General features: G+C 40.1%; 23 protein-coding genes. 13 read left to right on the top strand and 10 right to left on the bottom strand.

The features are described 5' to 3' along the window. Window positions 1-162 precede the first annotated feature (162 nt). From LV85_RS20325 to LV85_RS20335, 3 genes are all read left to right on the top strand, one after another. The gene (locus tag LV85_RS20325) at window positions 163-1,248 is read left to right on the top strand and encodes a lipid II:glycine glycyltransferase FemX (protein ID WP_158531217.1); all 1,086 of its coding nucleotides are present in this window, start codon (window positions 163-165) and stop codon (window positions 1,246-1,248) included. 220 nt (window positions 1,249-1,468) lie between these two features. Then, window positions 1,469-2,152: an aquaporin Z gene (gene aqpZ, locus LV85_RS20330; protein ID WP_111322894.1), complete on the top strand. Its 684-nt coding sequence runs from the start codon at window positions 1,469-1,471 to the stop codon at window positions 2,150-2,152. A gap of 356 nt (window positions 2,153-2,508) precedes the next feature. Then, window positions 2,509-2,967, top strand: a complete 459-nt coding sequence (locus LV85_RS20335) for a DUF1905 domain-containing protein (protein ID WP_111322896.1) — start codon at window positions 2,509-2,511, stop codon at window positions 2,965-2,967. Here LV85_RS20335 and LV85_RS20340 read toward each other — a convergent pair. The 10 genes from LV85_RS20340 to LV85_RS20385 all read right to left on the bottom strand — a co-directional run bounded on the left by LV85_RS20340 (window position 2,964) and on the right by LV85_RS20385 (window position 12,909). Next, a complete protein-coding gene (locus tag LV85_RS20340) occupies window positions 2,964-5,363 on the bottom strand; it encodes a TonB-dependent receptor (protein WP_111322898.1) in 2,400 nt (799 codons plus the stop codon). The two genes, LV85_RS20335 and LV85_RS20340, sit on opposite strands and share 4 nt — an antisense overlap. A 49-nt stretch (window positions 5,364-5,412) precedes the next feature. Continuing rightward, window positions 5,413-6,105, bottom strand: a complete 693-nt coding sequence (locus tag LV85_RS20345) for a fatty acid desaturase (protein WP_111322900.1) — start codon at window positions 6,103-6,105, stop codon at window positions 5,413-5,415. Window positions 6,106-6,128: 23 nt separating this feature from the next. Then, a complete protein-coding gene (locus LV85_RS20350) occupies window positions 6,129-6,974 on the bottom strand; it encodes a 4-hydroxy-3-methylbut-2-enyl diphosphate reductase (protein ID WP_111322902.1) in 846 nt (281 codons plus the stop codon). Window positions 6,975-6,986: 12 nt separating this feature from the next. Continuing rightward, window positions 6,987-7,688 (bottom strand): lycopene cyclase domain-containing protein, encoded by a 702-nt coding sequence (locus tag LV85_RS20355; RefSeq protein ID WP_111322904.1) that lies wholly within the window; start codon window positions 7,686-7,688, stop codon window positions 6,987-6,989. Between the two features lies 1 nt (window position 7,689). Then, entirely contained in the window at window positions 7,690-8,532 is an 843-nt protein-coding gene (locus LV85_RS20360; RefSeq protein ID WP_111322906.1) for a phytoene/squalene synthase family protein, read from the bottom strand. A gap of 21 nt (window positions 8,533-8,553) precedes the next feature. Further along, window positions 8,554-10,032: a phytoene desaturase family protein gene (locus tag LV85_RS20365; RefSeq protein WP_111322908.1), complete on the bottom strand. Its 1,479-nt coding sequence runs from the start codon at window positions 10,030-10,032 to the stop codon at window positions 8,554-8,556. 4 nt (window positions 10,033-10,036) lie between these two features. Then, on the bottom strand, window positions 10,037-10,549 hold the full coding sequence (locus LV85_RS20370; RefSeq protein ID WP_111322910.1) for an RNA polymerase sigma factor: 513 nt from the start codon (window positions 10,547-10,549) through the stop codon (window positions 10,037-10,039). A 199-nt stretch (window positions 10,550-10,748) separates the two neighbouring features. Then, window positions 10,749-11,639, bottom strand: a complete 891-nt coding sequence (locus LV85_RS20375; RefSeq protein WP_111322912.1) for a MerR family transcriptional regulator — start codon at window positions 11,637-11,639, stop codon at window positions 10,749-10,751. Further along, window positions 11,636-12,082 (bottom strand): sterol desaturase family protein, encoded by a 447-nt coding sequence (locus LV85_RS20380; protein ID WP_111322914.1) that lies wholly within the window; start codon window positions 12,080-12,082, stop codon window positions 11,636-11,638. The genes LV85_RS20375 and LV85_RS20380 overlap by 4 nt, the downstream gene beginning before the upstream one ends. Window positions 12,083-12,240: 158 nt before the next feature. Beyond that, on the bottom strand, window positions 12,241-12,909 hold the full coding sequence (locus LV85_RS20385) for a carotenoid biosynthesis protein (RefSeq protein WP_111322916.1): 669 nt from the start codon (window positions 12,907-12,909) through the stop codon (window positions 12,241-12,243). A 111-nt stretch (window positions 12,910-13,020) separates the two neighbouring features. Between LV85_RS20385 and LV85_RS20390 the strand changes: the two genes are divergently transcribed. From LV85_RS20390 to LV85_RS20435, 10 genes are all read left to right on the top strand, one after another. Then, window positions 13,021-13,326, top strand: a complete 306-nt coding sequence (locus tag LV85_RS20390; protein ID WP_111322918.1) for a DUF4286 family protein — start codon at window positions 13,021-13,023, stop codon at window positions 13,324-13,326. 755 nt (window positions 13,327-14,081) lie between these two features. Further along, window positions 14,082-15,221: a DUF4221 family protein gene (locus LV85_RS20395; RefSeq protein ID WP_111322920.1), complete on the top strand. Its 1,140-nt coding sequence runs from the start codon at window positions 14,082-14,084 to the stop codon at window positions 15,219-15,221. Window positions 15,222-15,227: 6 nt separating this feature from the next. Beyond that, window positions 15,228-16,388: a DUF4221 family protein gene (locus LV85_RS20400; protein ID WP_111322922.1), complete on the top strand. Its 1,161-nt coding sequence runs from the start codon at window positions 15,228-15,230 to the stop codon at window positions 16,386-16,388. A 6-nt stretch (window positions 16,389-16,394) separates the two neighbouring features. Continuing rightward, on the top strand, window positions 16,395-17,513 hold the full coding sequence (locus LV85_RS20405) for a DUF4221 family protein (protein WP_111322924.1): 1,119 nt from the start codon (window positions 16,395-16,397) through the stop codon (window positions 17,511-17,513). A 6-nt stretch (window positions 17,514-17,519) separates the two neighbouring features. Further along, window positions 17,520-18,662 (top strand): DUF4221 family protein, encoded by a 1,143-nt coding sequence (locus LV85_RS20410; RefSeq protein WP_111322926.1) that lies wholly within the window; start codon window positions 17,520-17,522, stop codon window positions 18,660-18,662. Window positions 18,663-18,668: 6 nt separating this feature from the next. Next, on the top strand, window positions 18,669-19,796 hold the full coding sequence (locus LV85_RS20415) for a DUF4221 family protein (RefSeq protein ID WP_111322928.1): 1,128 nt from the start codon (window positions 18,669-18,671) through the stop codon (window positions 19,794-19,796). 6 nt (window positions 19,797-19,802) lie between these two features. Beyond that, window positions 19,803-20,942 (top strand): DUF4221 family protein, encoded by a 1,140-nt coding sequence (locus tag LV85_RS20420; RefSeq protein WP_111322930.1) that lies wholly within the window; start codon window positions 19,803-19,805, stop codon window positions 20,940-20,942. Window positions 20,943-20,948: 6 nt separating this feature from the next. Next, complete coding sequence (locus LV85_RS20425) at window positions 20,949-22,097, top strand: DUF4221 family protein (RefSeq protein WP_111322932.1); 1,149 nt, start codon at window positions 20,949-20,951, stop codon at window positions 22,095-22,097. A 4-nt stretch (window positions 22,098-22,101) separates the two neighbouring features. Beyond that, window positions 22,102-23,196 carry a DUF4221 family protein gene (locus LV85_RS20430; RefSeq protein ID WP_158531218.1) on the top strand — a complete coding sequence of 365 codons (1,095 nt, stop codon included), beginning with the start codon at window positions 22,102-22,104 and terminating at the stop codon, window positions 23,194-23,196. A gap of 6 nt (window positions 23,197-23,202) precedes the next feature. Then, window positions 23,203-24,345, top strand: a complete 1,143-nt coding sequence (locus LV85_RS20435; protein WP_111322936.1) for a DUF4221 family protein — start codon at window positions 23,203-23,205, stop codon at window positions 24,343-24,345. Window positions 24,346-24,352 lie beyond the last annotated feature (7 nt).

Below are 24,352 nucleotides of genomic sequence, written 5' to 3' on the forward strand. Positions count from 1 at the left end.
CTTTGGAGTAAATGAATAGGACTGCTGAAACATCCTAATTGATGAAAGAAAGGTGAAAGCTTAACCTTACCGATTAAGAGATAACTAAAGGTTTTCTCTCGATCATTTGAATCTTTACGGACTTAGGAGCAACTTTGAACTTAAATCACAAAATTTTTGACAGTGACAAAACTCTACTGGACTCAAGCACAGGAAGACTGGAGACTTTGGGATGAATTTCTCCAAGAAAACCCTAGAGGAATATACCTTCAGACACAGGCTTGGCTAGAAAGTTACCGGGCTTATGGCTTTAGTCCTGAACTGCTTCTTGCCAAAGATTCCGATGGAATTATCCTTGGTGGATTGGGCCTTGTGCTGGCTGGAATGGGCCCATTGAAAATTCTTGTGGCTCCCTATGGACCGATTATTAACGAGGGCCATGATAATCTTGCTGAAGAAATAATTGCTGAATTCAAAACAAAAGCTAAGGCAAAAGGAGCATTTATGGCACAGCTTTCTCTGCCCGCAGCATATTCCAAAGATCAGGCAGAATCCCAGCATTTACTTAGCTACAAGCTTACTGAGGCTCTTTTTTCGAAAGTAAAAAAAGGTTTAATATTCAAATACGTCGCCGGAATCATCGGATTTAGAGCGGTACATCTTTTCCCTGGAGAGGCTGATGCTTACGAAAAGGTAAGAGCAAACTACAAGGCTGCTACTCGGCGGGATGTAAACAAATCCGGTAGAATGGGCAATGAATTATATCTCCCAAGCTCCGAGGCAGAAATCAAGGAAGCCTATGAATTGATCGAGCTAAATGCCGTAAACCAAGGCTATTCGGTCCGTACCTGGAATGATTTTGGACCCACACTCATTTCGTTAATAAATAAAAAACAGTGTTTTATCGCCTGTTGCAAAAATGAAGAGAGCCTTAAAGGAGCACTGATCATTTTTGATGTTGGCAAGAAACTCCATTACATCATGGGAGCGACTTTAAGAGAAAAAAAGGATTTGATGGTAGGACATTACCTTCAAGATCAGGTGATTCAAATGGCTGTGCAGAAAGGCTATGATTTCTATGATATTTCTATCGGCGGAAGTGAAGGAGTGGTTCGCTTCAAAGAAGGTTTTGGAGGTGAACTCATTAAAATTACTGAACCTAGATATTGGGTGTTGAAGCCCTTGCAATTTGCAATTTTCCAGAAACTACTGCCCTGGGCGAAAAAGAATAAATCCAAAGTAGCCAAACTTCTCAGTAAGTTTAAGTAAAAAGCTAGGAGTTCCAAGTCGTTTTAAATTGCTGTTTCCGTAGCAGCATTTTTTATTCTTTTCCTCCCCTTCTAGAAAAAAATAAGCCAAATTGTGGCAATTTCATCTAGAAACCCATTGTTAATCATTCAGACACAAAATCTTCATCATGAATGTTTACATTTTTTGAAATAAAATTTTTACATTCAATTGTAACATATATTACTAACCCATAATTTTTATGAAAAAACTTATAGCAGAATTTATTGGAACCCTCTGGCTAGTGCTTGGAGGTTGCGGAAGTGCGGTACTAGCTGCAGCTTTTCCAGAACTAGGGATTGGATTCGTGGGCGTTGCCTTAGCATTTGGTCTTACTGTTTTGACCATGGCTTATGCAATTGGCCATATCTCTGGATGCCACCTCAATCCAGCCGTGACGATAGGCCTTTGGGTAGGCGGGCGATTTGAAAGCAAGGATGTCATTGGGTACGTTATCGCTCAGGTATTGGGCGGATTGGCTGGTGCAGCTATTTTATATGTGATTGCCACAGGCAAGGCTGGAGTAGATTTGGGTGGATTCGCTTCCAACGGCTATGGTGAGGCTTCTCCTGGAGGGTACAACATGGTTTCGGCACTCGTGACTGAGGTGGTGATGACCTTTATGTTTCTGACCATTATTTTAGGTTCTACCTATCCTAAATCTCCTGCTGGATTTGCTGGGATTGCGATTGGACTTTGTCTAGTGCTCATCCACTTAATTAGTATTCCAGTGACCAATACCTCTGTAAACCCTGCAAGAAGTACATCTCAGGCTATTTTTGCTGGAGGAATTTACCTGCAGCAGCTTTGGTTATTTTGGCTAGCGCCTATTGTAGGAGCGGTATTAGCAGGAGTTGTTTACAAATACCTTTCTCCAAATGAATAATATCTTAAGAAATATATAAGGATTGTATAAGCCTTATTTATAAAGTATGATTATCCGCAATGATGCCAGTCACCTTAGATTCTTTGCTTATCAGGCTGGAAGACCGATGACCGATGACCGAAGTGGCCTCAATTTTTAAGTTTAACATATCTTACATTGCTTTTGCCACCTAACTGGTAGAAAAGCGGATATACATATTATATAAAATATTTGGCTTATACCTTCGATATGTTTTCTAAAGAATAAGAGGCCATTTGGCTAAATTATAATTACTAGCAAAGTAGCATATTATCATTTTAAGCAATACTTTCCTATACACTAATTAATGAGAGCAGGTTTTTATCTGCTCTTCTTTTATGCAACTTTTAGTCGAAGGCAATTATCTTTTAGAGCGTTTCCAAGGGAAAGGAGGATGGACTTTTGTCAAATTCCCCAAGGAAATCATGCCCTCTTCCAAGGCTTTTGGTATGATGAAAGTCTCTGGAACCCTCGATAATCATTCCTTTGAGGGAAAACACCTGATGCCCATGGGAAATGGCTTCATTTTTCTTCCTGTAGCTAAACCAATTCGTACAAAAATCGGCAAAGAGGAAGGGGATGTTGTGCATGTCAATCTGTATCAAGAAGAAATCCCAGATCAAGTCCCTCAGGAGCTTATAGATTGCCTCAAAGATGATCCTGGTAAGTTTGAGCTTTTTGAACAGCTTTCCGAACCGGAAAAAAAGCAGTGGGTAGAATACATCTATAGTTCTGATAAAATCGAAGACAAGTCCGATCGCATTATCAAATTACTTGAGGCACTTGGCAAAAATTAAAACTCTACGATCAAGCCAACAGTAGGTAAAACTGATCCTGCCGGATTGCTAAGGTATTTCAATTGATATCGGGTGGGATCGTTAGGATCCACCAAAATATCTCCTTGACTATCACGCACTGGAACTAAAATAGGTGGCTGTTCAGCTTTATAATTATAGGCATTTTGGATATCTACATACCAATTCAAATTCCATTTTTTGAAGTAATACTTTTTATCCAACCTCAGATCCAATTGGTGAAAACCAGCAAGGCTATTCGCATTAATATTAGTATAATCTAAAATACCTTGATTGCGCAAATCCCAATTGGAAATCAAACTTGACTCCGCATAATCATATGGCGTATATGGAGTGCCTCCTACATATCGCCACCTAGCACCGATCTCCCAATTTTTCCCAAATCTCTTTCCTGCTGTAAGACTGATGATGATGCGATTGTCCCAAGAACTACGCGCATATCCAATAGTATTTGGATTGGTAAATTCACTTCGAACTAGTGTAAAAGAAGCTATTCCATAGAAATTATTGTATAAACGTTGCTGTGCCAATAACTCCAAACCATATGCTCTCCCTTTAGAGTTGGACTCAACCGGTTCATTTCCAATTACACCGAAATCAGCTCCTAGATTTGCTAGAGAGATACCATTTCTGATAGAAGAGGGATAATTGCTGTAATGCTTGTAAAATGCTTCTGCTGTAAACCTCCTGTTTTTCATCGGAGATTGAAGCTCTATTCCTGCTATTACTTGAGAGTTCCGTATATACCTGACATCATTTTCCTGATTTACCAATTCCCCCTTTTCTCTATAGCCAAGAACCGTATATGGAGGTTTTTGGTAATAAATACCAGCATTAGCAGTAAGGAACAAATTTGGCTTCAATTGGTAAGAGGCAGATATTCTAGGGCTAATCTGATTCAATGGATTTTGCGCTTTCTCCCCAAAATCTGCCCCATCTACTCTAATACCACCGGTCAGCAAAAGACGTTCCCCATAGAGGTTTTTACTTCCGGAGATAAATGCCCCATAAGAATTGAAATGAGTGACGGATTTTTCCACGACGATTTCTCCTTCAGCTGCCAGGGTAGATCGATCAAAATTCTCTATAGAATACCGGGAATATTCATAGTTACCTCCATACTTTAAAGTATAGTTTTTGCCGAAAAAACTGTTTTCAGCACGGAATTTATTCTCAGATTCTTGGGACAAATAATCAAAAAGTAAGTTTTCCTTAGAACTTTCATCATTGCCAGCATACTTCACAGAATGATTGTTTAACATATTTCTACTGAGCACAAAAGTCCAAAAGCCATTCTCCCTAAACCGCTTCAATTTCAGTCCTGTCGCATAATTCCATTGATTTTGCACCGGAAGCACATCCAACAAATAGAGTCTATTCTCTTGCTCCTTTTCCGTCTCATTATCGGGCACAGCCTCATTTAGCACAAACTTATCTATCGCTCCAACACCTATAAAGGTCAGCTCAGTTTTGTCATTGAGCTTGGTAGTAGTCTTCAGCTGAAAGTCATTGAATGTAGGAAGGAAAGGTAGGCCAAGCAACTTGAAAAGACCCTGCAAATAGGAGCGCCTAGCCGAAAGCAAATAGGTGGTTTTCTCCCCAATTGGACCCTCATTAGATAAGGTCAGCTCTGATGCCCCAACGGTCAGCTGAGTTGCCATTTTGTCTCGACGTCCTTCCTTAAGTTGAAATTCGAAGAAGGAACTCAGCGCTCCCATACGATTGGCTGGAAATCCCCCTGCGATGAGGTCCACATTTTTAATCAAATTCACATTCAAAATCCCTACTGGCCCACCCGAGGAACCTTGGGTAGAAAAATGATTGATCACTGGAACTTCAATCTCATCGATGAAAAACTTGTTTTCATTGGGTGCCCCACCACGAATCAAAATATCATTTCGAAAGCTTGGGGTACTCGCTACTCCTGGAAATGACTGTATCACGCGCGAGATATCCCGATTACCACCTGGGTAACGCTCGATCTCATTGGCGTTTAGTTTTCGCACGGAAAGTGGCGTCTCCTCCGAACGAGAAAACTCTGAACTAACCACCACTTCAGAAAGCTCCGATGCATCCTCTAGCAATTCAAAATCCAACTGCACAGGACGAGCTAAGGTCACCTGAACTTCGAAGGCAGTTTTATTCTTGAAACCCACAAAACTTACACGCACATTATACAATCCTGGGGGGATGTCTGTGATTTCATACTCCCCATTTTCATCAGAAATTGCTCCCAACTCAGTTTCCAATACCAGCACATTAGCAAATGCAACAGGCTCATTATTGACTGGATTGATGATTTTCCCACGGATTATTCCCTGTGAAAATGCCAAAGTTGAAATAAATAAAAAGTTGAAAAGAAGTGAAATTGACCTCATTGGTAATAGTTGGTGACTGGTATGTAAAGTAATGTTGATGTGATGGATGCTATTCTTTCTCTCTCCAAAGCCTCCACCAAGGAGTGCCAGGTGAGTCATGATGCTCATAGTGATAGCCGAAAAAATAACAGCTGACAAAAGCCCAGAAGTGGTTTTTTGCTTGAGTAGAGGAATGATGCTTGTTATTATTTTCTCCTTTGTGAGGAAGGTAAGTCCCAAAGTAAAAGAGCTGAAATGTGGATAAGACAGCAGGCAACATCCAGAATACAATTAAGTTATCCACAGGGAGAAAGAGCTTTAAAATATTAAATGTCACTGCCATCAGAACTAGCTGCCAGATGCTGATGTATTGTTTGACAAAACTATAATACCAAGCGAAGAAATTATCTGAATCATGGTAATCTGGATCTTGATCTGTGGCTACAAAACGATGGTGCTCGTGGTGCTTGGGGAAGAGTCTGCTGTAAAAATTATAGGAGAAGAGTAGTGCTGTGAACCAGCCAATCGCCTTATTGAGTTTTTTGTTGGTAGAAACTAAGCCATGCATAGCATCGTGAGCAGTAATAAAAAGGCCAGTATAAAGATGCATTTGGATTAAGACTCCTAGGTAAATCAGGGGATCAGTCCAAGAAATCTGATAGTTCAGTAAAGCAATCAAGCTCAAAAACCACAGGCCTATAATAGCCAAGGCGATTAAAATCCCTTTGGGGTCAACAGACGCATGTGTGAACTCAGACTTCATACTAGCAATTTGGGAATGTTTTCTCAAAAAGTCAGGATCCTTTCCTTCACTTGTTCCATCAGCCACATAGGAGTGGAAGTCGCTCCACAGATTCCTACGCGATCATTCTCCCCAAACCAAGAAGTTTCAATTTGAGCTGAATTTGACACAAAATAGGTATTTGGATTGGTCTCCTTACAGACGTTGAACAAGACTTTTCCATTGGAAGACTTGGTGCCACTGACAAAGACAATATGATCGAATTTTCCGGCAAAATCACGTAGTTCTCGATCGCGATTGGACACTTGCCTGCATATCGTATCATTGGTATTTACGGTGATTCCAGCATTTTTTAAGATCTCGTTGATCTCATAGAATTTGTCTGTGCTTTTGGTAGTCTGACTATAGAGTGTGATGTTATTTGGTAGGGTATCCAGATCCAACTCGGAAATGTCCTGAAACACCACCGCTTTGTTATTGGTCTGACCCAGCAAGCCGATCACTTCTGCATGCGCATGCTTCCCATAGATGTAAATCGAATCTCCTTTGTCAAAAGAATTCTTGATTCTATGTTGAAGTTTGAGCACCACAGGACAGCTGGCATCTATTAGTTCTAGATTATTTTCAATCGCCAGTTGGTAAGTAGAAGGCGGCTCTCCATGTGCCCGAATCAAGACTTTTTCATCACGAAGATCTTTCAATACCTCATGATCTATGATTTTCAGTCCTTTTCGTTTTAGTCGATTTACCTCCTCGTCATTATGTACGATATCGCCAAGACAGTATAAAACTCCAGCCTCATCCAAGATATCTTCTGCCATTTCTATGGCATACACCACACCAAAGCAAAAGCCAGAATGCGCATCGATTTGTACTTGAAGATTCTTCATACTTTAATAACCTTAGGTAGATTGAATTGTTTTTCGAGATCTGAAAAATTCAAATAAAGAAACATTCATCAGCAGCAATGTCATGGAGTAAATCGTGTCTTCTATAGGAACAGTCCAGATCCGAATGCCGAGATTTTCTGCATTATTATAGATCACGACTGGCTCAGGAGTAAGACCACCAGTGAGAATACCATTGCAAATAATAAAGGGAATCAGGTGAACTAAGTATGCAAATAGAAACCTGCCAAGGAACTTATCCTTGAAAATCACCCAGTGAAGGCCAAGTGCAAAAGCCCCCACAAAGAAATTCACAGAGGTGTACATTTTGTCAAGATTCAGAAATCCCATAATCAACAAAATCGGTATCATCAGTATTACAAAAGGCTGCCCTAGCGGCTTGAAATAGTCTTTTGGGAAGAAGTAGATGAGTACTTCGTAGATAAAGACGCAGGCAAAAGGCACGGTAATGAAAAAGAGCCATTCCTCAATGGGAAGTTGGAAAATGAATATTCCTAGTAAATATCTTGGGTTGAATTCCCAAATTCCAATAGCTGTAAACCAGTGATCCCAGATCAAAAAGAAGGTAGCCGTGATCAATAGCGCTGGAAATAAGGATGACCATTTGCTGGCGTACCTGATTTTTGGCTCAAAAGATCGAATAAGGGGAAATGAAATGGCAAATAAATTTACGCCTAGATACAGATACTTTTCCATATCAACTGAGGCCGAGTTTACTACCAAAATAAGTCCCAATCAGTAAGGAGAACTTCTGTGAATTTGGGATCCTGATACGCTTGTGCGTGATGGTGTCTGCAGAGAGGCCTTTGATTTTATCAAACAACTTTTGATAATAGAAATAGGCTACTTTCACGCCTAATTTTGCGCCATCTGGTAAATTTGAAATACCAATAAGCGCTTCATCAAAATCCTGTTGAATATCTACTTCAATCTTCCCTTTGGCCACCTTGTCGAATAGCTCGAATGAAACACCAGGAAAATACACTCTTCCCCGCTCCTCAAAATCACTCTTGATATCGCGTAGAAAATTCACTTTTTGAAATGCTGAACCAAGTTTTCTGGCTGGGATTTTCAACGCTTCATACATATTGGAATCTCCTTCTACGAAGACCTTCAGGCACATCAAACCCACTACTTCAGCAGAACCATAGATGTAATCCAAGTATTTGCTGTCGTTGTACGTTTGGAAATCTAGATCCATCGCCATGCTTTGGAAGAATGACTCAATCAGATCTAAATCAATCTCGTATTTATTCACGATCAACTGAAAACCATGCAAAACAGGATTTAAGGAAAGTCCAGAATCTATCGCTCTGTATGTTGACTCTCTGAACTCAGCAAGCAATTTGGCTTTGTCATGCTCATGAAAAGTGTCAACAATCTCATCCGCAAATCGCACAAAACCATAAATAGCATAAACTGGAGCATGGAATTTTTTATCCAAGGTTTGAATACCAAGAGTGAAACTGGTGCTATACCGCTGAGTGATCAGCTTACCGCATTCTAAGCTCGATTGATTGAATAACTCCTTTGCATCCATGATACTAAATATATCTTTTAATTATGAATTTTCCCGAATTGCCTCTTTTGCAACCACATAGCCTGAAATCAGCGATGGTGGAACACCCGGTCCAGGGACGGTAAGCTGACCTGTGTAAAACAGATTACTCACCTTGTTGTTTTTCAGGGAAGGCTTGAGCAAGGCTGTTTGTTTCAAGGTATTCGCCAAGCCATAGGCATTCCCTTTATAGGCATGGTAATCAGCTTTGAAATCTGCATGTGCATAAGAGCGTTTGAAAATCACATGAGATCGAATATCCTGACCCGTGATTTTCTCCAGTCTATCCATAATCATCCCATAATACTTCTCCCTAGTCTCCTCCGAATCTTCCAAATCTGGCGCCAGTGGTACAAGTAAAAACAGATTTTCCATGCCTTCTGGAGCTACCGTTTGGTCAGTGACTGAAGGTGCGCAGGCATAGAATAAGGGGGCTTCAGGCCATCTTGGATTGGTATAGATCGCATCTGCGTGTGGGCCGAGAGGTTCATCGAAGAACAAATTATGATGATGTAGATTTTTTAGCTTCTTATCTACTCCCAGATAAAATAGCAAACTGGAAGGCGCCAATACACGCTTATCCCAATACTCCTCGCTGTAATTGCTATATTTTGGATTGACCAGATGTCTGTCCACATGATGGTAATCTGCTCCTGCGATGACCAGATCCGCTTTGATTCTTTCTCCTGAGATCAGTCTTAGACTTCTAGCTTCACCACGTTCAATTTCGATTTCTTCTACCTCAGCATTGTAGCGGATTTTTACACCTTTTTCTTCTGCCAAAGTCACCATTCCTTTGATAATCTCATGCATTCCACCTTTGGGATACCAGGTTCCCAAAGCTATATCTGCATAGTTCATCAGGCTATACAGAGCAGGAATATTCTCGGCTGTTTCCCCAAGGAAAAGCACCGGAAACTCCATCAAACGAATGATTTTTTCAGATTTGAAAAACTTCCTGACATGCGTCGCCATGGACTGGAAAACATCCATTCGCATTACATCTTTCAGTAAGGTCAAGGAAGTAAATTCCAGTAATGATCGGCTGGGCTTCTTCACTAGATCGTGAATGCCAACCTGATATTTATACTTGGCTTGCGCCAAAAACTTATCCAATTGCTCAGCAGCTCCGGGCTCTATTTGCTCCAACATGGATTTGAATTCATCCAAATTCGCAGGAATATTCAAGATATCATCCTGCCCATAAATCACCGAATAGGAAGGGTCTAAGCGGATTAAATCGTAATAGTCTGCGGGTTTTTTGTCAAAATGAGAGAAGTACTCTTCAAATACATCAGGCATCCAATACCAGCTTGGTCCCATATCGAAGGTGAATCCCTCAGTTTCAAACTTCCTCGATCTTCCGCCAGGAGAATCATTTTTCTCCAAAAGCGTGACCGAAAAATTATTGGCAGCAAGGTGCGTGGCGGCAGAAAGGCCAGCAAATCCAGAACCTATTACCACCGCATGTTTTTGCTTCATCTGATTAATTTACGTGTTTATACACCATCAAATCTTGCTTGAGATGCTTACGAGCAATATGAATTCTATTTTTCACCGTACCAATCGGAATGCTTAGACGCTCAGCGATCTCATGGTATTTGAAACCTCTATAATATAGTAAAAAAGGACTGCTAAATATTTCGTCCAACTTGTCTATCGCTTGGTAGATATCCTCTATGGCAAAATCTCCATATACAGAATTCTCTATTAGGCTACCACTGGAATTGATAAAATGGAGATTGTCTGTGGTATCTACGAAAGTGGCTCTGCGAACCATCTTCTGATAGTTGGTGATGAAGGTGTTCTTCATGATCGTATAGAGCCAGGCTTTTAGATTGGTGCCCTCGGCAAATTTATCCTGATTGGTAAATGCTTTTACCATCGTGTCCTGAAGCAAGTCATTTGCATCGTCAAGGTCTCTGGTCAATTTCAAAGCAAAGGGCTTTAGTACACCTGAGAGCTGATCTAAAGAGTAACTGAATTCGATTGAGGTCATGGCTAAGTGATTTTGTTTAAACAAACTTACAATAGGTTAAACAAAATAACAAGAAACTGTTTAATTATTTATAAAATTGATTAAACAAAATACTGAGATCCATAGGCGAAATATGCAGCAAATATGCTCTACACGCTAAAATTGGGCATAAAAAAAGTATTCACTAGGAATACTTTTGTTTAATCAATAAAAATAATAGCTAAACAGTCTGAGCTTCCATTCTTAGCAAAATCTCCTTTATTTCCTTTGCATAGCTGAGTAAGCGTAGGTTGGATGGGATGGAAAGCGATTGTTCCAATGCCTGCAAGCCAGACACAAAAATCTCGGATTTGGGAAATTCCCTGCCTAGCATGTCCACGTATTCCTGAACTTTATCACCCGCTGGCACGGAGGTAATCACCGTGAGCAGGTAATTAGGTTTTTGCATGTTGTACACAGAGATCAAATCTGCTTGAGGGGTGCTTTGTCCTAGGTAAATGACCTTATGTCCATGCTTTTTGATTAGGTAGGAGCTGAATAGTAGAGAAAGCTCATGAAGTTCACCTTCTGGAAGGAACAGCATAAAAGTTTTGCCTTGGCTATTCCCCATTTGTCCATCAATAGCTACGATCAACTTTTGACGAATCAAATTAGAGATAAAATGCTCCTGAGCTGGATTGATCGCGCCTGTCTGCCAAAGCAGTCCTATTTTAGAAAGAAAGGGGTATATCACTTCCAACACAGTCTCTTCGAAACCCAATTTGAGGATATTGGTAGAGAGCACTTTCTCAAATCTAACTTCATCCAACTCGATCATGCAAATGGTAAGCGCTTGAATCTGATCCTTATGATCAACAGACTGATCGGTAAGCCGGATGATTTCCTGAGAAATATCCACAGAACTCATCGCAGCAATTTTGCTGATTTTTAGTCCATTGGCATTGAGCATGGCCACATTCAGAATCAGCTTCAGATCTGCATCATCGTAATAGCGGATATTTGTCTCCGTCCTTTTGGGATTGAGTAGATTATAGCGCTGCTCCCAGATCCTAAGCGTATGCGCCTTGATGCCCGAAAGTTGCTCCAGATCTTTTATTGAGTAATTGCTCACTTTTCTGTTTGCTTAAAATATTTTTTTGGCACCAAAAACAGTCCAAATGATACCGCTCCCTCCTTTTCTTTGCTCTGATGATGTGCTTGATGTGCTTTGAAAATCCCGTTTAGAAAACCGGTTTTTGGTCGCTCTAGCCACTTCACACGACGATGAATAAGGACATCATGTAGAAAGAAATACAACATTCCATAAGCGCTGATCCCTACTCCCATCCAAAATCTATAGTCCAATTCACCAACACCCAAGAATATCAGTAGCACAGCAATACTCCCAAATAACAGAGAAAACAGGTCATTTAACTCGAAGAAGGCATCTGAATGCTCGTGATGTGTTTTATGAATCGCCCACAAAGGCCCATGCATAAGATACTTGTGAATCGCCCAGCCAGACAACTCCATCAGTACAAATCCCAGTATGCTAAAGGCAATTGCTTCAATCATCTATATAACAACCTCAAAGGGTCTTTTTTGTTTTGTTAATTTATAACCACATAGAACAAGGAGCATACTACTGAGTGTTATCCTGCTTCTCCAGAAGCTGTTCCTAGGTCATTGCTTAGTCCTTGGTCTCTGTCCACCCAGAGCAATTAAAATTGATTTCAAAGTCCAAGCGTAAAATTCAATATAGTAAAGAAGAGAATCATCGCCATTAGCATCCAAATAGCAAGTGGGTTTTCTCTATCGAAATTGGCCTTTCTGTAAATCAGGTGAATCAAAAAGGCTACTCCAAACCAAGAAAAGTAATTCCCTGCAGGGATAATATCAAACTTCCAGTACCAAAAATCCAAGGCCACGGCCACTGGCTCCATGATGTAATCGATCACTGTCATGGCGGTGGCTCCCAGCAAGGCGGCATAATAATCATTGTCCGTCACTTTGTAGAAAACCGTCCCAGTCAGATAGACTAGAAGGAACCAGTTCACCCCGATCACTATCGGCACCTCCCAGAGTTTCGGTCCCAAAGTCGCACCATAGACGTAGTCACCAAATAAATACCCAGTGTGAATTCCCAATACCTCAGCACCAAATCCAATCCAAAATGCCGCTGTGGCGAAGATCGGAAAGGCATCCGACCAGCCTTTGTGAAAACCCAGTAAAATGACCAAGCTAAGCAAAAGCTGAGCAGGCGTAAGTTGCAGAAATAAGTCTCGGTACTCAGGTAAACTCAGGCCTATGACACCCACAACATACAAGGCTACCACCACGATTTTCGAAATCGTCAATCGCTTATTCTGTGCCTCTGGAGGAGCCTGGGCTATTTTATGCATAGTTTGAGGAGCTTTGGTTCGAGTAAATTCTATTATTAGCCTTGGGATTCCTAACTTTGGAATCGCAAATCTGTTTGCAAAAAAACGAAATTCCAGCCAAAATCCCCCGATATGATACTTTACAACATCACTTTCACCGTTTCCAATGAGATCGAAGAGGATTTTGTCCAGTGGATGAAAGGCACTCACATTCCTGATATTTTCGCTACGGGCTTATTTATTGAGCACAAATTCTTTCGATTACTCAATAGCCCAGATGACAACGTGACGAACTACGCGATACAGTTTTATGCGGAAAACACTAAAAAGCTGATCGAGTACGAAAGCAGATTTGCACACCAATTACGTTTTGAGACTCAGGCTCGATATGGCGAAAAAGCAATGCCATTCCGCACGCTTATGGAGTCGGTGGATTAAGGAAAAGTAACTGTTTATTTTTTTGACAGCTCCGAAGGTGTGGTACTAGTTAGTCTTAGTTTCGCCCCATTCGGGGCTTCCATATCACACTATCTCGTACCCCCGGCTCTGCCGAGGGTTCCGCCACAGCGGACAAGTATTAATTGTTGCAATCCTTCGGATCTTTTTTACAGAACTTATGAGGTAAATTATTGGACTATAGGAATGCATTTCCAGAGTAGCAATTTTTTAAAAGAGTCGGTTGCATTCATAAGCCAGCTCCGAAGGATCTTTTCTAGGGAAATTAGGTTTGCAAAGCCAACAATAGGTACACGTAATTACAAGTGCCTTTTAGTGAAAAATCGCTTTAATTTTATTTCTGAGCCAGCTCCGAAGGAGCCTAACTATTCATACTTGTCCGCCTCGGCGGAACCCTGTACGAAGTGCAGGGTTAAAGAACGATATAATTTTAGGAGCCCTGAATGGGGCGAAACCCTTTAAGCTGATTTACCATGGCTCTACCGAGACTCTTGTATCATTTTTTCAGGCGATAGGATCTAGGAAGCACCTTCCCCATTGCTATCAACTATATTTTGTAGGATTACAAATCCAACAACAGGTACTCGGGATTACAAATCCCAAGTAGCGGTGTGGTAGGCTGTAGCATACCTGCAAAAAAATTATTGCATTTGCCCTCCCTATTTTTGGATTTATTAACATTCTGGGATCGCTTTTATAATACAGTTTCTTTAGTTTTATAGCTAACCCTACTGTTTATGAAGAGATTATTTTTTTACACAACACTTTTTGTTTCCCTGTATTCCTGCGATAATAAAACCTCGTCAGACTCATCCATCTCCAGTTCTAATACGCTAGAAAACTTTTCCTTCTCCGTAGACACCCTTGTAGTCGATGTAGGCGAGGAGATTTTTATGCCGGGAGCCTATTCCATTTTTGCATTGAGTGATGATGCAGATCGAGTATTTACCTTTTACGAACCTGAAACGGAAGTTCATGAGATCGATCTCAAGAATTTAAAACTGCTACAGCGTCACAGATTTGAGAAAGACGGTCCCAACATGATACCTCAATTTACCAGCTACATGCAGCAGGTGAATGACGATGAATTGTTCCTGGCAAACTTCTATAAGTCGGGGATTTTCAAAACAAGCGGAGAAAAAACCCAAACTATTCCTCTTCAATCAGAAAAATATACGGGCTTTGATCCTGACTATTCCTTTACGATGGGTAATTCCATCCGCATCAGCGCAGACAAAAAGGCCGTGCTATTTTTCCCTAACGCGGGAATAGGCGCTCCTGATGGCCTAGCAGTGCTCAACACGGAAAAAATGAGCGGTAAATTACTGCCTCTCCCAGCACTCGAAATGTCTAATAAGTACCGTGTATCTCTCAAAGACGGCTCAGTGTCTCTTGGTCAGTTGCAGCAGACGAGTTGGGTCAATGGGCAATTCCTCATCTACAGCGGAGCCACTTCAGATATATATGTATATGAGCATTTGAGCGATTCTTTGCGCTTGGTGACTTTTCCTCATGAGATCGTACCCAAAGCAAAAACCGGTGAATTCCCAACTGAATTTGACTCCTATGAAAAGATGCGGGAAGTGAGCAATGAGATCAATAAACAAATCACATTTTCAGAATTCCTGTGGGATGAAAGTCGCCAGATGTATTTCAGAATGGCACAGCAGAACTGGCAATTGAATGAGGTAGCGATGGCTTACACCGCCGATACCTACCTTTTTGCCTATGACCAAGAGTTTAATCTAATCGGTGAAACGGAGATGGATGGATTAGATTTTATGTTCTCTGGCGGTTTTATGAGAGAGGGAAAACTCTACATGCGATGGGTAGTCGGTGAAAACCCGGCATTTTTCGTTTACACCTTTGATTTTTAATATGCTATGAAAAGATTGATCCAGATTCTAGCATTAACAATTTTAGCTGCATGTGCTGAAAAGCCAAATTCTGAGGATATCACAAAAGGCAAAGAATCTACCAATGTTCTCGAGAAGTTGACTTACTCAGTGGATACTGTAGTGGTAGATACTGGTGATGAAATCATTAACCTGAAGCATTTAAACTCAATTTATGTTTCTCTTTCACCAAGTAAAAACCAGTTTTACTTCTTTGATCGCTCAAGGTTCATCCTTCATGAGATAGACCTGAACACCTTAAAATTGGTCAACAATTATCCATTTGAAGAAGAGGGACCTGATGGAACAGGAAGGTTCATTTATCATTTTAAAAATCTTCCAAATGGAAATTTTTGGGTTCAGGATTTATTAGGTTCTACTTCGGTTTTTTCCAAGACCGGAAAGAGAATTCGGAATATTGAGTTTAATAAAGAGGACCTTCTAAAAGACTTCCCTCTCGGTCTAAATCTATTATATGAGCTTCAAGTGGATTTCGAGCGAAATAAGTTCTATTCATTGCCACTTATGTTTAAAATGGAGAGGAAACATTTTGCTGTGATAGATTCCTCCGGTCATACAGAAAAAATAGTTGAACTCCCAGAGTTTGATGTATTAGAAGAATATAAAGTCGAATATAATAGCGGTAGAGACGGAGGTGATGGAAGGGGTGAGCTAGTAAGTCTTGAACAACCAAACGACCTGGTTTTAATTTCCTCTACCGTAGGAAATGGTATTTATATCTACAATCCAGAGCTCGACAGCTTATGGTTTCAGGAGTTTCCCCATGAATTAACTCCCTTGGAGAAAGACATAACAGTCAAAAATGTAGTGCACAGCCCCAAGGAGCTGGAAGCAGAAAGAGAAAAGTTTCATACCCAAATAGACTATTGGGGTTTCTTCTGGGATGAAAAGACAGAACTTTACTTTCGGTTTGCCAGCATAGGAATTCCTCGCGCCAACGTTGATTCCCCAAAAAAATATGAATACTTCATGATTGTCTATGACAAGGAGCTAACCCTCAAAGGGGAAGCAAAACTAGATAATCTTGAAACTATCCCCAGAGCTGGTTTCTTCAAAGAAGGCAAGCTCTATTCCTATGTCAATGTAGAAGACGAGCTCGGATTCGCAGTATTCACTTTTGATTTTTAAGAACCTATGAAAAAACTACTTCCACTCTTATTGTTTGCAGTTCTTGCTTCTTGCGGTGGAAAAGAAGCGGGAACCATTGAAACAGATAATGTTCTGCAGAATCTCACATTTTCTGTGGATACGATGCTAATTGACTCTGGGGAAGGTCTCTTTAATCTATCGGGAACACTTCACCTGAGCTATCAAAGCCCGAATTTGCTATACCTTTTTGATGAAAAACTAACGAGAATACAAAAGGTAGATCTTGACAAAAGAGCCCTCGTGTCCACCTTTCATTTTGAAAAAGAAGGACCAAATGGCACAGGAACAAACCTTTCCAATCTACAATCCTTAGCTCAGGATCGTTTTCTCATCGTCTCCAATGAAGCTCAAGGAATTTATAAAGCAGATGGGACCAAGGAATTGAATCTGGGACTAGCTAACTTTTCTGATCCAGAGAATGATTCTGAACCAGAGATTCAGTTGCCTTTTGAAATGCAAATTTCTGCCGATGGCAATTTTGCCTATGCTATTGTGGGCGATTTCTTTGAGGGAAATTGGAGTTTCGTACGAATCAATCTGGAAGGCAAATCTTTAAAAACATGGGATATGCCGGAATTTCTAAATTCAAGAAAATTCACCATTATGCTCAATGGAAGTGATTCTTTTGACCTTCATGCTGAAGACATCCACCTCAATAAGCTTAACGAAAAAGTAGCCGTCACAGCAGGCAATACGAGCTCGATCTATCTTTATGATCCATCATCTGACAGTTTGAGTTTAGTGACTTTTCCACACGAAATCACGGCTACAGAAAAGACCGGCACCTACCCGCTGGAAGTGACCTCCACAAAGGAATATGATAATATAATAACGGAGATTAAATCTGAGATAACCTACGGCACATTCATCTGGGATAGCAGTAGAGAAAAATATTTCCGGATTGGATATAAATCTATTAACGACTACAAAAAGTATGAAGTCTTCCTATATGCTTACGACAAGAAGTTAAATCTAATCGGAGAACAAAAAGTAGAGGGCTTGAATAAAATCCCTAGTCATTATTTCTTCAAAGACGGGAAGCTCTACTCCTATGTCAATGTAGAAGACGAGCTCGGTTTCGCAGTATTCACTTTTGATTTTTAAGAACCTATGAAAAAACTAAGCCCACTTCTATTACTTGTTGCTCTTTTCGCTTGTGGAAAAACAGGGAATCCCGAAAAAGCTAAATCAGAAAATATTCTGGAGAATCTGACATACACCATAGACACCGTTATTGTGGATCCTGGAGAGGATATTATCAATTTATCCGCTGGTTTAAGACTTTCATCCATAAATCCAGAGGTTACCAAACTTTACCTCTTTAATCGAAATCCGAGCAAACTTCAGGTGATAGATCTGGAGAATATGCAACTTTCGTCCACTTTAACTTTTGATAGGGAAGGGCCAAATGGGATTGGAACCTATACTTCTGCAATCAAATCAATATCAGAAGATCGATTCATTTTTGTGGGCGTACCCAAGTTGGGTGTTTATTCAGTCACTGGAACTTTAAGCCCATCTCTGGATTTTAGTTTTTCAAAATTGGAAATCGAAGAATTACGTCAACCTTTCCTTGCACGTCAGGGGTTTGCCTTTAATGAAGTACGCAAGATTGGTTATTTCCTCAGCAGTGACATTGAAAACCCCTCCTACAGATTAGCAATTATTGATTTTCAACTCAATAAAGCCAGAATGATTGATTTACCAGAACTTGAGCAGATGGCTAATTACAGGGTGTTATTTGATGATAATGGTATGCGAAGATTTTATTCAGAGCAGGCTCACATCACAGAATTTAATTCCAAAGTATATATTGGTTCAACAGTCACTAGCGGACTTTACGAATACGACCCAAAAGCGGATAGCTTAGTATTCATCACCTTTCCGCATCAGCTTACTCCTGTAGGGAAAACGGTGAAAATACAAACAGAAGTTTTTAATGAAATGGAAAGGGATGAGCAGTTAAAGCTGTCTCGAGCTGATATCAAGTTCAAAGAAATGATTTGGGACAAGACAAACAATCGCTATTATCGCTTTGCTTCGCGTCAACCTCCAGAGGAGTTTACTAAGGAAAACCCTAGACATGAAGTGTACTTTTATGCCTTTGATTCGGATTTTAAATTGATCGGGGAAACTCAACTCAATGAGTTAACTCATGTTCCGGAATATCCCTTCTTCAAAGACGGAAAGCTCTATTCCTACGTCAATGTAGAAGATGAGCTTGGCTTCGCAGTTTTCACATTTAACTTTTAAGCAACGATGAGAAAACTACTTACGATTTCAGCTCTTGCGCTACTTTCAGCTTGTACGGAAAAGCCTAAAGCAGAGGTAGTTTCTAATATCGAGGAGCCCAAGAATATTCTTGAAAATATGACCTATACGGTCGATACAGTGCTGGTGGATAGTGGAAATGAAATTTTAGATTTTTCCTTCGGTTATAATACCTCTTCATCGCCAGACGGCCGCTTTTTCTACTTCTACAAAAACCTAAAAATCCAGAAAATAGATTTGGATCAATTGACCTTAACAAATTCCTTTTCTCTAGAGAAAGATGGCCCAAACAGTCCCGGTCATACCTTTAGTTTTTATGCACTCTCCGATGGTAGCTTCTTTTTCCCAACCCTTCATCGTCCTTCTATTATTTCTGACCAAGGCTTGAAAATCAAATCTTGGAACCTTGATAAAGAAGCATTATCTGAAGGCTTCCCCATTGAGCCTTTCTCACTTGGAAATAGAGTAATTCTGGACCCCAAGCGTCTGAATTTGTATTCTTTACCGATGAACATTGAAGCAAGAGATTTTTATTTTGCTGTAATAGATTCATTAGAAAAGAGGAAAAAGTTGGTAGAGCTTACTGAATTTAAACGGGCCAACAAATACCTGGTTAGAAGCGATTCTGAGCAGAAAGGTGAATTTGTTCACCTTAAACAATTTAAAGATCTCGTAATTATTTCCTGTACTGTAGGGAATGGCACCTACATCTACAATCCTAGTCTAGACAGTCTTTATTATAGGGAATTTCCACATGAGCTTGTTCCCTTAGAAAAAACAGGAGAGGTAAAAAATAAGGTGGGGAGCAGAGCTGAATTTGAGGAAGAATTAAAAAAGCTAAACCACAAAATCAGCTACTGGAGCTTCATCTGGGATGAACAGTCTCAGCGCTATTTCAGGTTTGCAAGTAGAGCTATTCGGTTTGATGAAGAAGGTTGGGCTAAGGAATATGAAATATTCTTAATGGCTTATTCCAAAGACTTGGAGCTAATCGGTGAGAGTCGATTGGAAGGATTATCCAAAACCCCTTTTGGCTTTTTCAAAGATGGAAAGCTCTGGTCCCAAGTAAATGTCGAAGACGAGCTCGGCTTCGCAGAATTCACCTTTAATTTTTAAGCAACTATGAAAAAGCTACTACCTATTTTATTGCTAATTGCTGCTACTTCCTGTGGAGGTAAAGAATCTAAGTCTTCTGAACAGGAAAATATCCTGGAAAATCTGACATACTCTGTTGATACAATAGTAATGGATCCTGGGGAGGATCTATTCAATCTATCCATGGGGATCCGAGATCTTGATTTGACTGAAGATAAAAGGCAACTATTTTACTTCGAGAATATGCCCCCAAAACTTCTCCAAGTAGACCTTGATAATCTTAGTTTACTTAGTAAAACGGAATTTGAGCAAGAAGGACCAGATGCCGTGGGAAGATTTGTAGCTAATATTCAGGTTGGTCCCAATAATCAAATTTATGCTGTAGGACTATCTGAATTAGGTATCTATAATTTATCAGGAGAGAAAATTCAAAACCTGAAAATACAACCTGAAGGGATTGATCCGGAATTGGCAAAAAATTCCAATGCTTTATTTCTTAATTCTATCTATGACTTTGTAAATCAGCAGATTTATACCTGGGTAAATCACGAAACATCAAGTACAAATTCCCTTTTTCAAATAGATGTAGCTTCTGAATCAGCTGTGCTAATCGAAGCTCCTGAAATGGATATCGTCCAGCAGTATTCCCTGTTAGCTGAAGACAATGGCAGCTATATGGCATCTCCACAAAATGTCCATTTACTCAAGCATAAGGGGAAGATCCTTATTCACTGTTCTGCGATGGCAAACTTATATGAATTTGATCCTAAGGATGGATCCATAAAGTACATCGAAATCAATCATCAGCTTGTTCCCAATAGGCTCACAGGAGAAGTAAATAGAGAGTTGAAGTCCGAAGCAGATTTCAGGAAAGAGATGAAAAAAATCAATGAACAAATCAATTATTTAAAAATAGAATGGGACCCTAGCCGACAAATGTACTTGAGACTAGCGATGAAGTCATTTTTAGGAGAAACCCGGTCTGATCCTATTTCCTACGAGTACTACATTTTCGCCTACGATCAAGATTTCAACTTACTTGGTGAATCAAAATTGGACTTAGAAGAGAGGCTAGATTATTCATTTTTCTTCAAAGACGGCAAACTCTACTCCTATGTCAATGTCGATGACGAGCTCGGCTTCGCAGTTTTCACCTTTGATTTTTAACTAACTATGAAAAAGCTACTACCCTTACTATCCCTCGTCCTTCTCGCAGCTTGTGGCGAAAAAAGCAGTACTGAATCCAGTGAAACTGGAAACATCCTCGAAAATCTCACTTACACTGTGGATACCGTAGTGGTGGATCCTGGAAATGAAATCATAGATCTTTCGCATGGTTCAAGGTTTTCTTCCATTTCGTTAGATGAACAGAAATTCTACCATTATGACTATAGTAAAACTGCCATTAACGAGATTGATCTACAAAAATTAGAATTGACAGATAAGTATCAATTCTCAAAAGAAGGCCCAAATTCTATCGGTTTCAATCCTCCCACTATCCAACCTTTGAAGGATAACAGATTTCTATTTGTTTCTTCTGGAATCAATGTCGGAATCTACAACATGAAAGGAGAAAAGGAGAAAAGTCTAAAATTCAATTTTAAAGAAATAGAAGGTCTTGACATTGATGAAGAAAGCCTGATTACATATAAAGCCCATATCTCCCATGATGAAAAGCACCTCTTTGCCTTGACAAATCCTTACAAAACAAGTTCGGATGTAAGACTAATTATTGTAAACCCTGAAACAAAGACCGGGAAATCAATTTCATTACCCAATATGATTTCAACGCTAAAGTTTAGAGTAAGCCTCAACACAGGGAAGCTATTTATGGGAAGGGGTGAAGGTGTTTCTTTGAATATTTTGAACAACAAACTTTTTATTACAAGCAGTGCCAATTCAGACAGCTATGTGTATGATTATCAAACTGACTCTCTTCGATTATTTGAATTTCCTCACCAGCTAGTTGCTCCTAGCAAATCAGCAGAAATAAAACAAGAGGTGTCCGATGAAAATGAGTTCAAGGCTGAAACGGCCAAATTCATTTATCAAACAAGCTTTGATAAATTCTTATGGGATAAGAAGCGACAACAATATTTCCGATTGGGATATAATTTAATACCACAGGAAACGCCTGAATTGGAAAAAGAATCTGACGTTTTCCTCTTCACCTATGACAAAGACTTAAATCTCCTCGGAGAGAAACAACTAGATCAAATTGATTATAGACTTGAATCCCCATTCTTCAAAGACGGCAAGCTCTACTCTTATGTCAACGTCGAGGACGAGCTCGGCTTCGCAGTATTCACTTTTGATTTTTAAACACATGAAAAAATTAACTATCATCATTTTAGCAATAGTCTGTTTATCCTGTAATGGATCTACAGAGGTAGACAATGATAAGAGGGCTGATTTTAGCTTTAAGATAGACACTGTCTTCATTGATGCAGGGGACGAACTTATCTTCCACCAAGTAGGATTGAGCCATTCAGATCTTTCTAAGGATCAAAAACGATTATTCAATTTTACTCCCAAAAGTGAGCTGGAAGTAATTGACTTGGATAGTATGAAATTGCTTGAAAAGATTGCCTTAGATAAAGAAGGACCCCTTGGTACAGGCTGGCCGTACGCCATCCAAGTCGATCAAACTGGAAATTTAGTTTTTTATGGAGTTGAGGAAGTAAGATTTTTTAGTTCTGACCTAAGCTCCATGAAGCGTTATCAACTTACTACTGATGCTTTATCCGGGCTAGAACTTGAAAGGTTATCAATGTTTAACCCAAAGATTACTGATGGAGATTTTCTTTTTTCCATTTACCAGGATTATGAGCAAGTTCCCCACGGTCTGGCGATTGTTTCACTGGAAGATATGAATGTAAAAAAAATTCCGCTAGATCTGGAGGGTAGAATAGCGCCATATACCTATACACTAGGTTCAGACAGAAAAGTATTCGAAATGATCAACTTGGCGCTATTTGATAAGACGCTTATCATCTCCACGGCATATGCCAATGAAGCGTTGATACTGGATTTGGCAACTGACTCAGTCACAGTAAAAACCTTTCACTCTGAATTGACATCTGACAAAAAGAAGGTTCCGAACAAAACAGCAGCTGGGACAATCAATGAACTTGATGACCTCATGAAAGAAGCGAAGAAAGATGTAACATTTGGCCAATTCTATTTCGACAAAACTCACAGAATACTTGCTAGATTTTCCCAGGAGATGGATAGGAAGATTGGGGATTCTTTGGTCTTCAAGAATGTTTTGACAGTCTTTGATGAAAACCTAAATCAGCTAGCAGAAACACTGGTTCCTATCGATCCATTCTCAAAGAAATTCTTCAAAGACGGCAAACTCTACTCCTATGTCAATGTGGAGGACGAGCTCGGCTTCGCAGTATTCACTTTTGATTTTTAACTAACTATGAAAAAGCTACTACCCTTACTATCCCTCGTCCTTCTCGCAGCTTGTGGCAAAAAAAGCAGTACTGAATCCAGCGAATCTGGAAATATCCTCAAAAATCTTACTTACACTGTGGATACCGTAGTGGTGGATCCAGGCGAGGAACTGATCAATCTTTCGATGGGACTCTTTGTTTCAGACGTATCTAAGGATGCTAAAACTTTGTATCAGTTCTCCCAATCTGATCTCTCGCTGACGGTAATCGATTTAGATCAATTGAAATTGGACAGGAAGATATTCTTCGAAAAGGAAGGTCCCCATGGCATTGGGTCTTTCGTCTCTGAGATGAAGGTTCTGCCTGGTGAACAGTTCTTGTTTTCGACTTTCAATTCTGCAGGTATCTTCGATTCCCAATCCAACAAGGTGAAGGATATTGCCCTGAAGGCAAATGAGTATCCGGAAATTGAGGTAGAGAATGCTCAGGATTTGAATTTTCAACTAACACGCTCTGCCGATGAGAAATATCTCTATTCCCTTCCGGGCGGATTTACCGAAGCCAATAGAGACCTAGCCCTAATCGATCGCACTAATCATGCTGCTAAAATGATTGATATCCCTGCCTTAGACAATACAGGGAAATTCAGCATCATGTTTTTCAGTAATGGAATGGGGGAAATCAGCCTGGAGAATTACTACTTGGACGAATACCAAGGCAAATTGTATCTGTCCTCTTCGGTGACAAGTGACCTATATCGCTATGACTTTCAGCAAGATTCTCTGCAACTCTTCTCCTTTCCCATCACCGTAAGTCCAAAAGAAAAGACCGAATTCCCAAAAACAGAGGTCTCATCCAAAGAAGAACAACGGGAAGAATCTCAAAAAGTCCGCTCCCAAATAACCTTTAAGCATCTGATCTGGGACGAATCCAGACAACTTTTTTTTAGGATTGCGAGCATCACTATACCCAATGAAAATCCAGATTCTCCAGCAAAAATTTCTGTGTTCTTGTATGCATTTGACAGCGCTATGAAACTGGTCGGAGAGACTTTAATGGATGACCTTAAAAGCATTCCCTCTTCAGCCTTCTTCAAAGACGGCAAGCTCTACTCCTATGTCAATGTAGAAGATGAGCTCGGCTTCGCAGTATTCACTTTTGATTTTTAAAACCAAC

Origin of the sequence: Algoriphagus chordae (assembly GCF_003254055.1) — a bacterium.
GTDB lineage: Bacteria > Bacteroidota > Bacteroidia > Cytophagales > Cyclobacteriaceae > Algoriphagus > Algoriphagus chordae.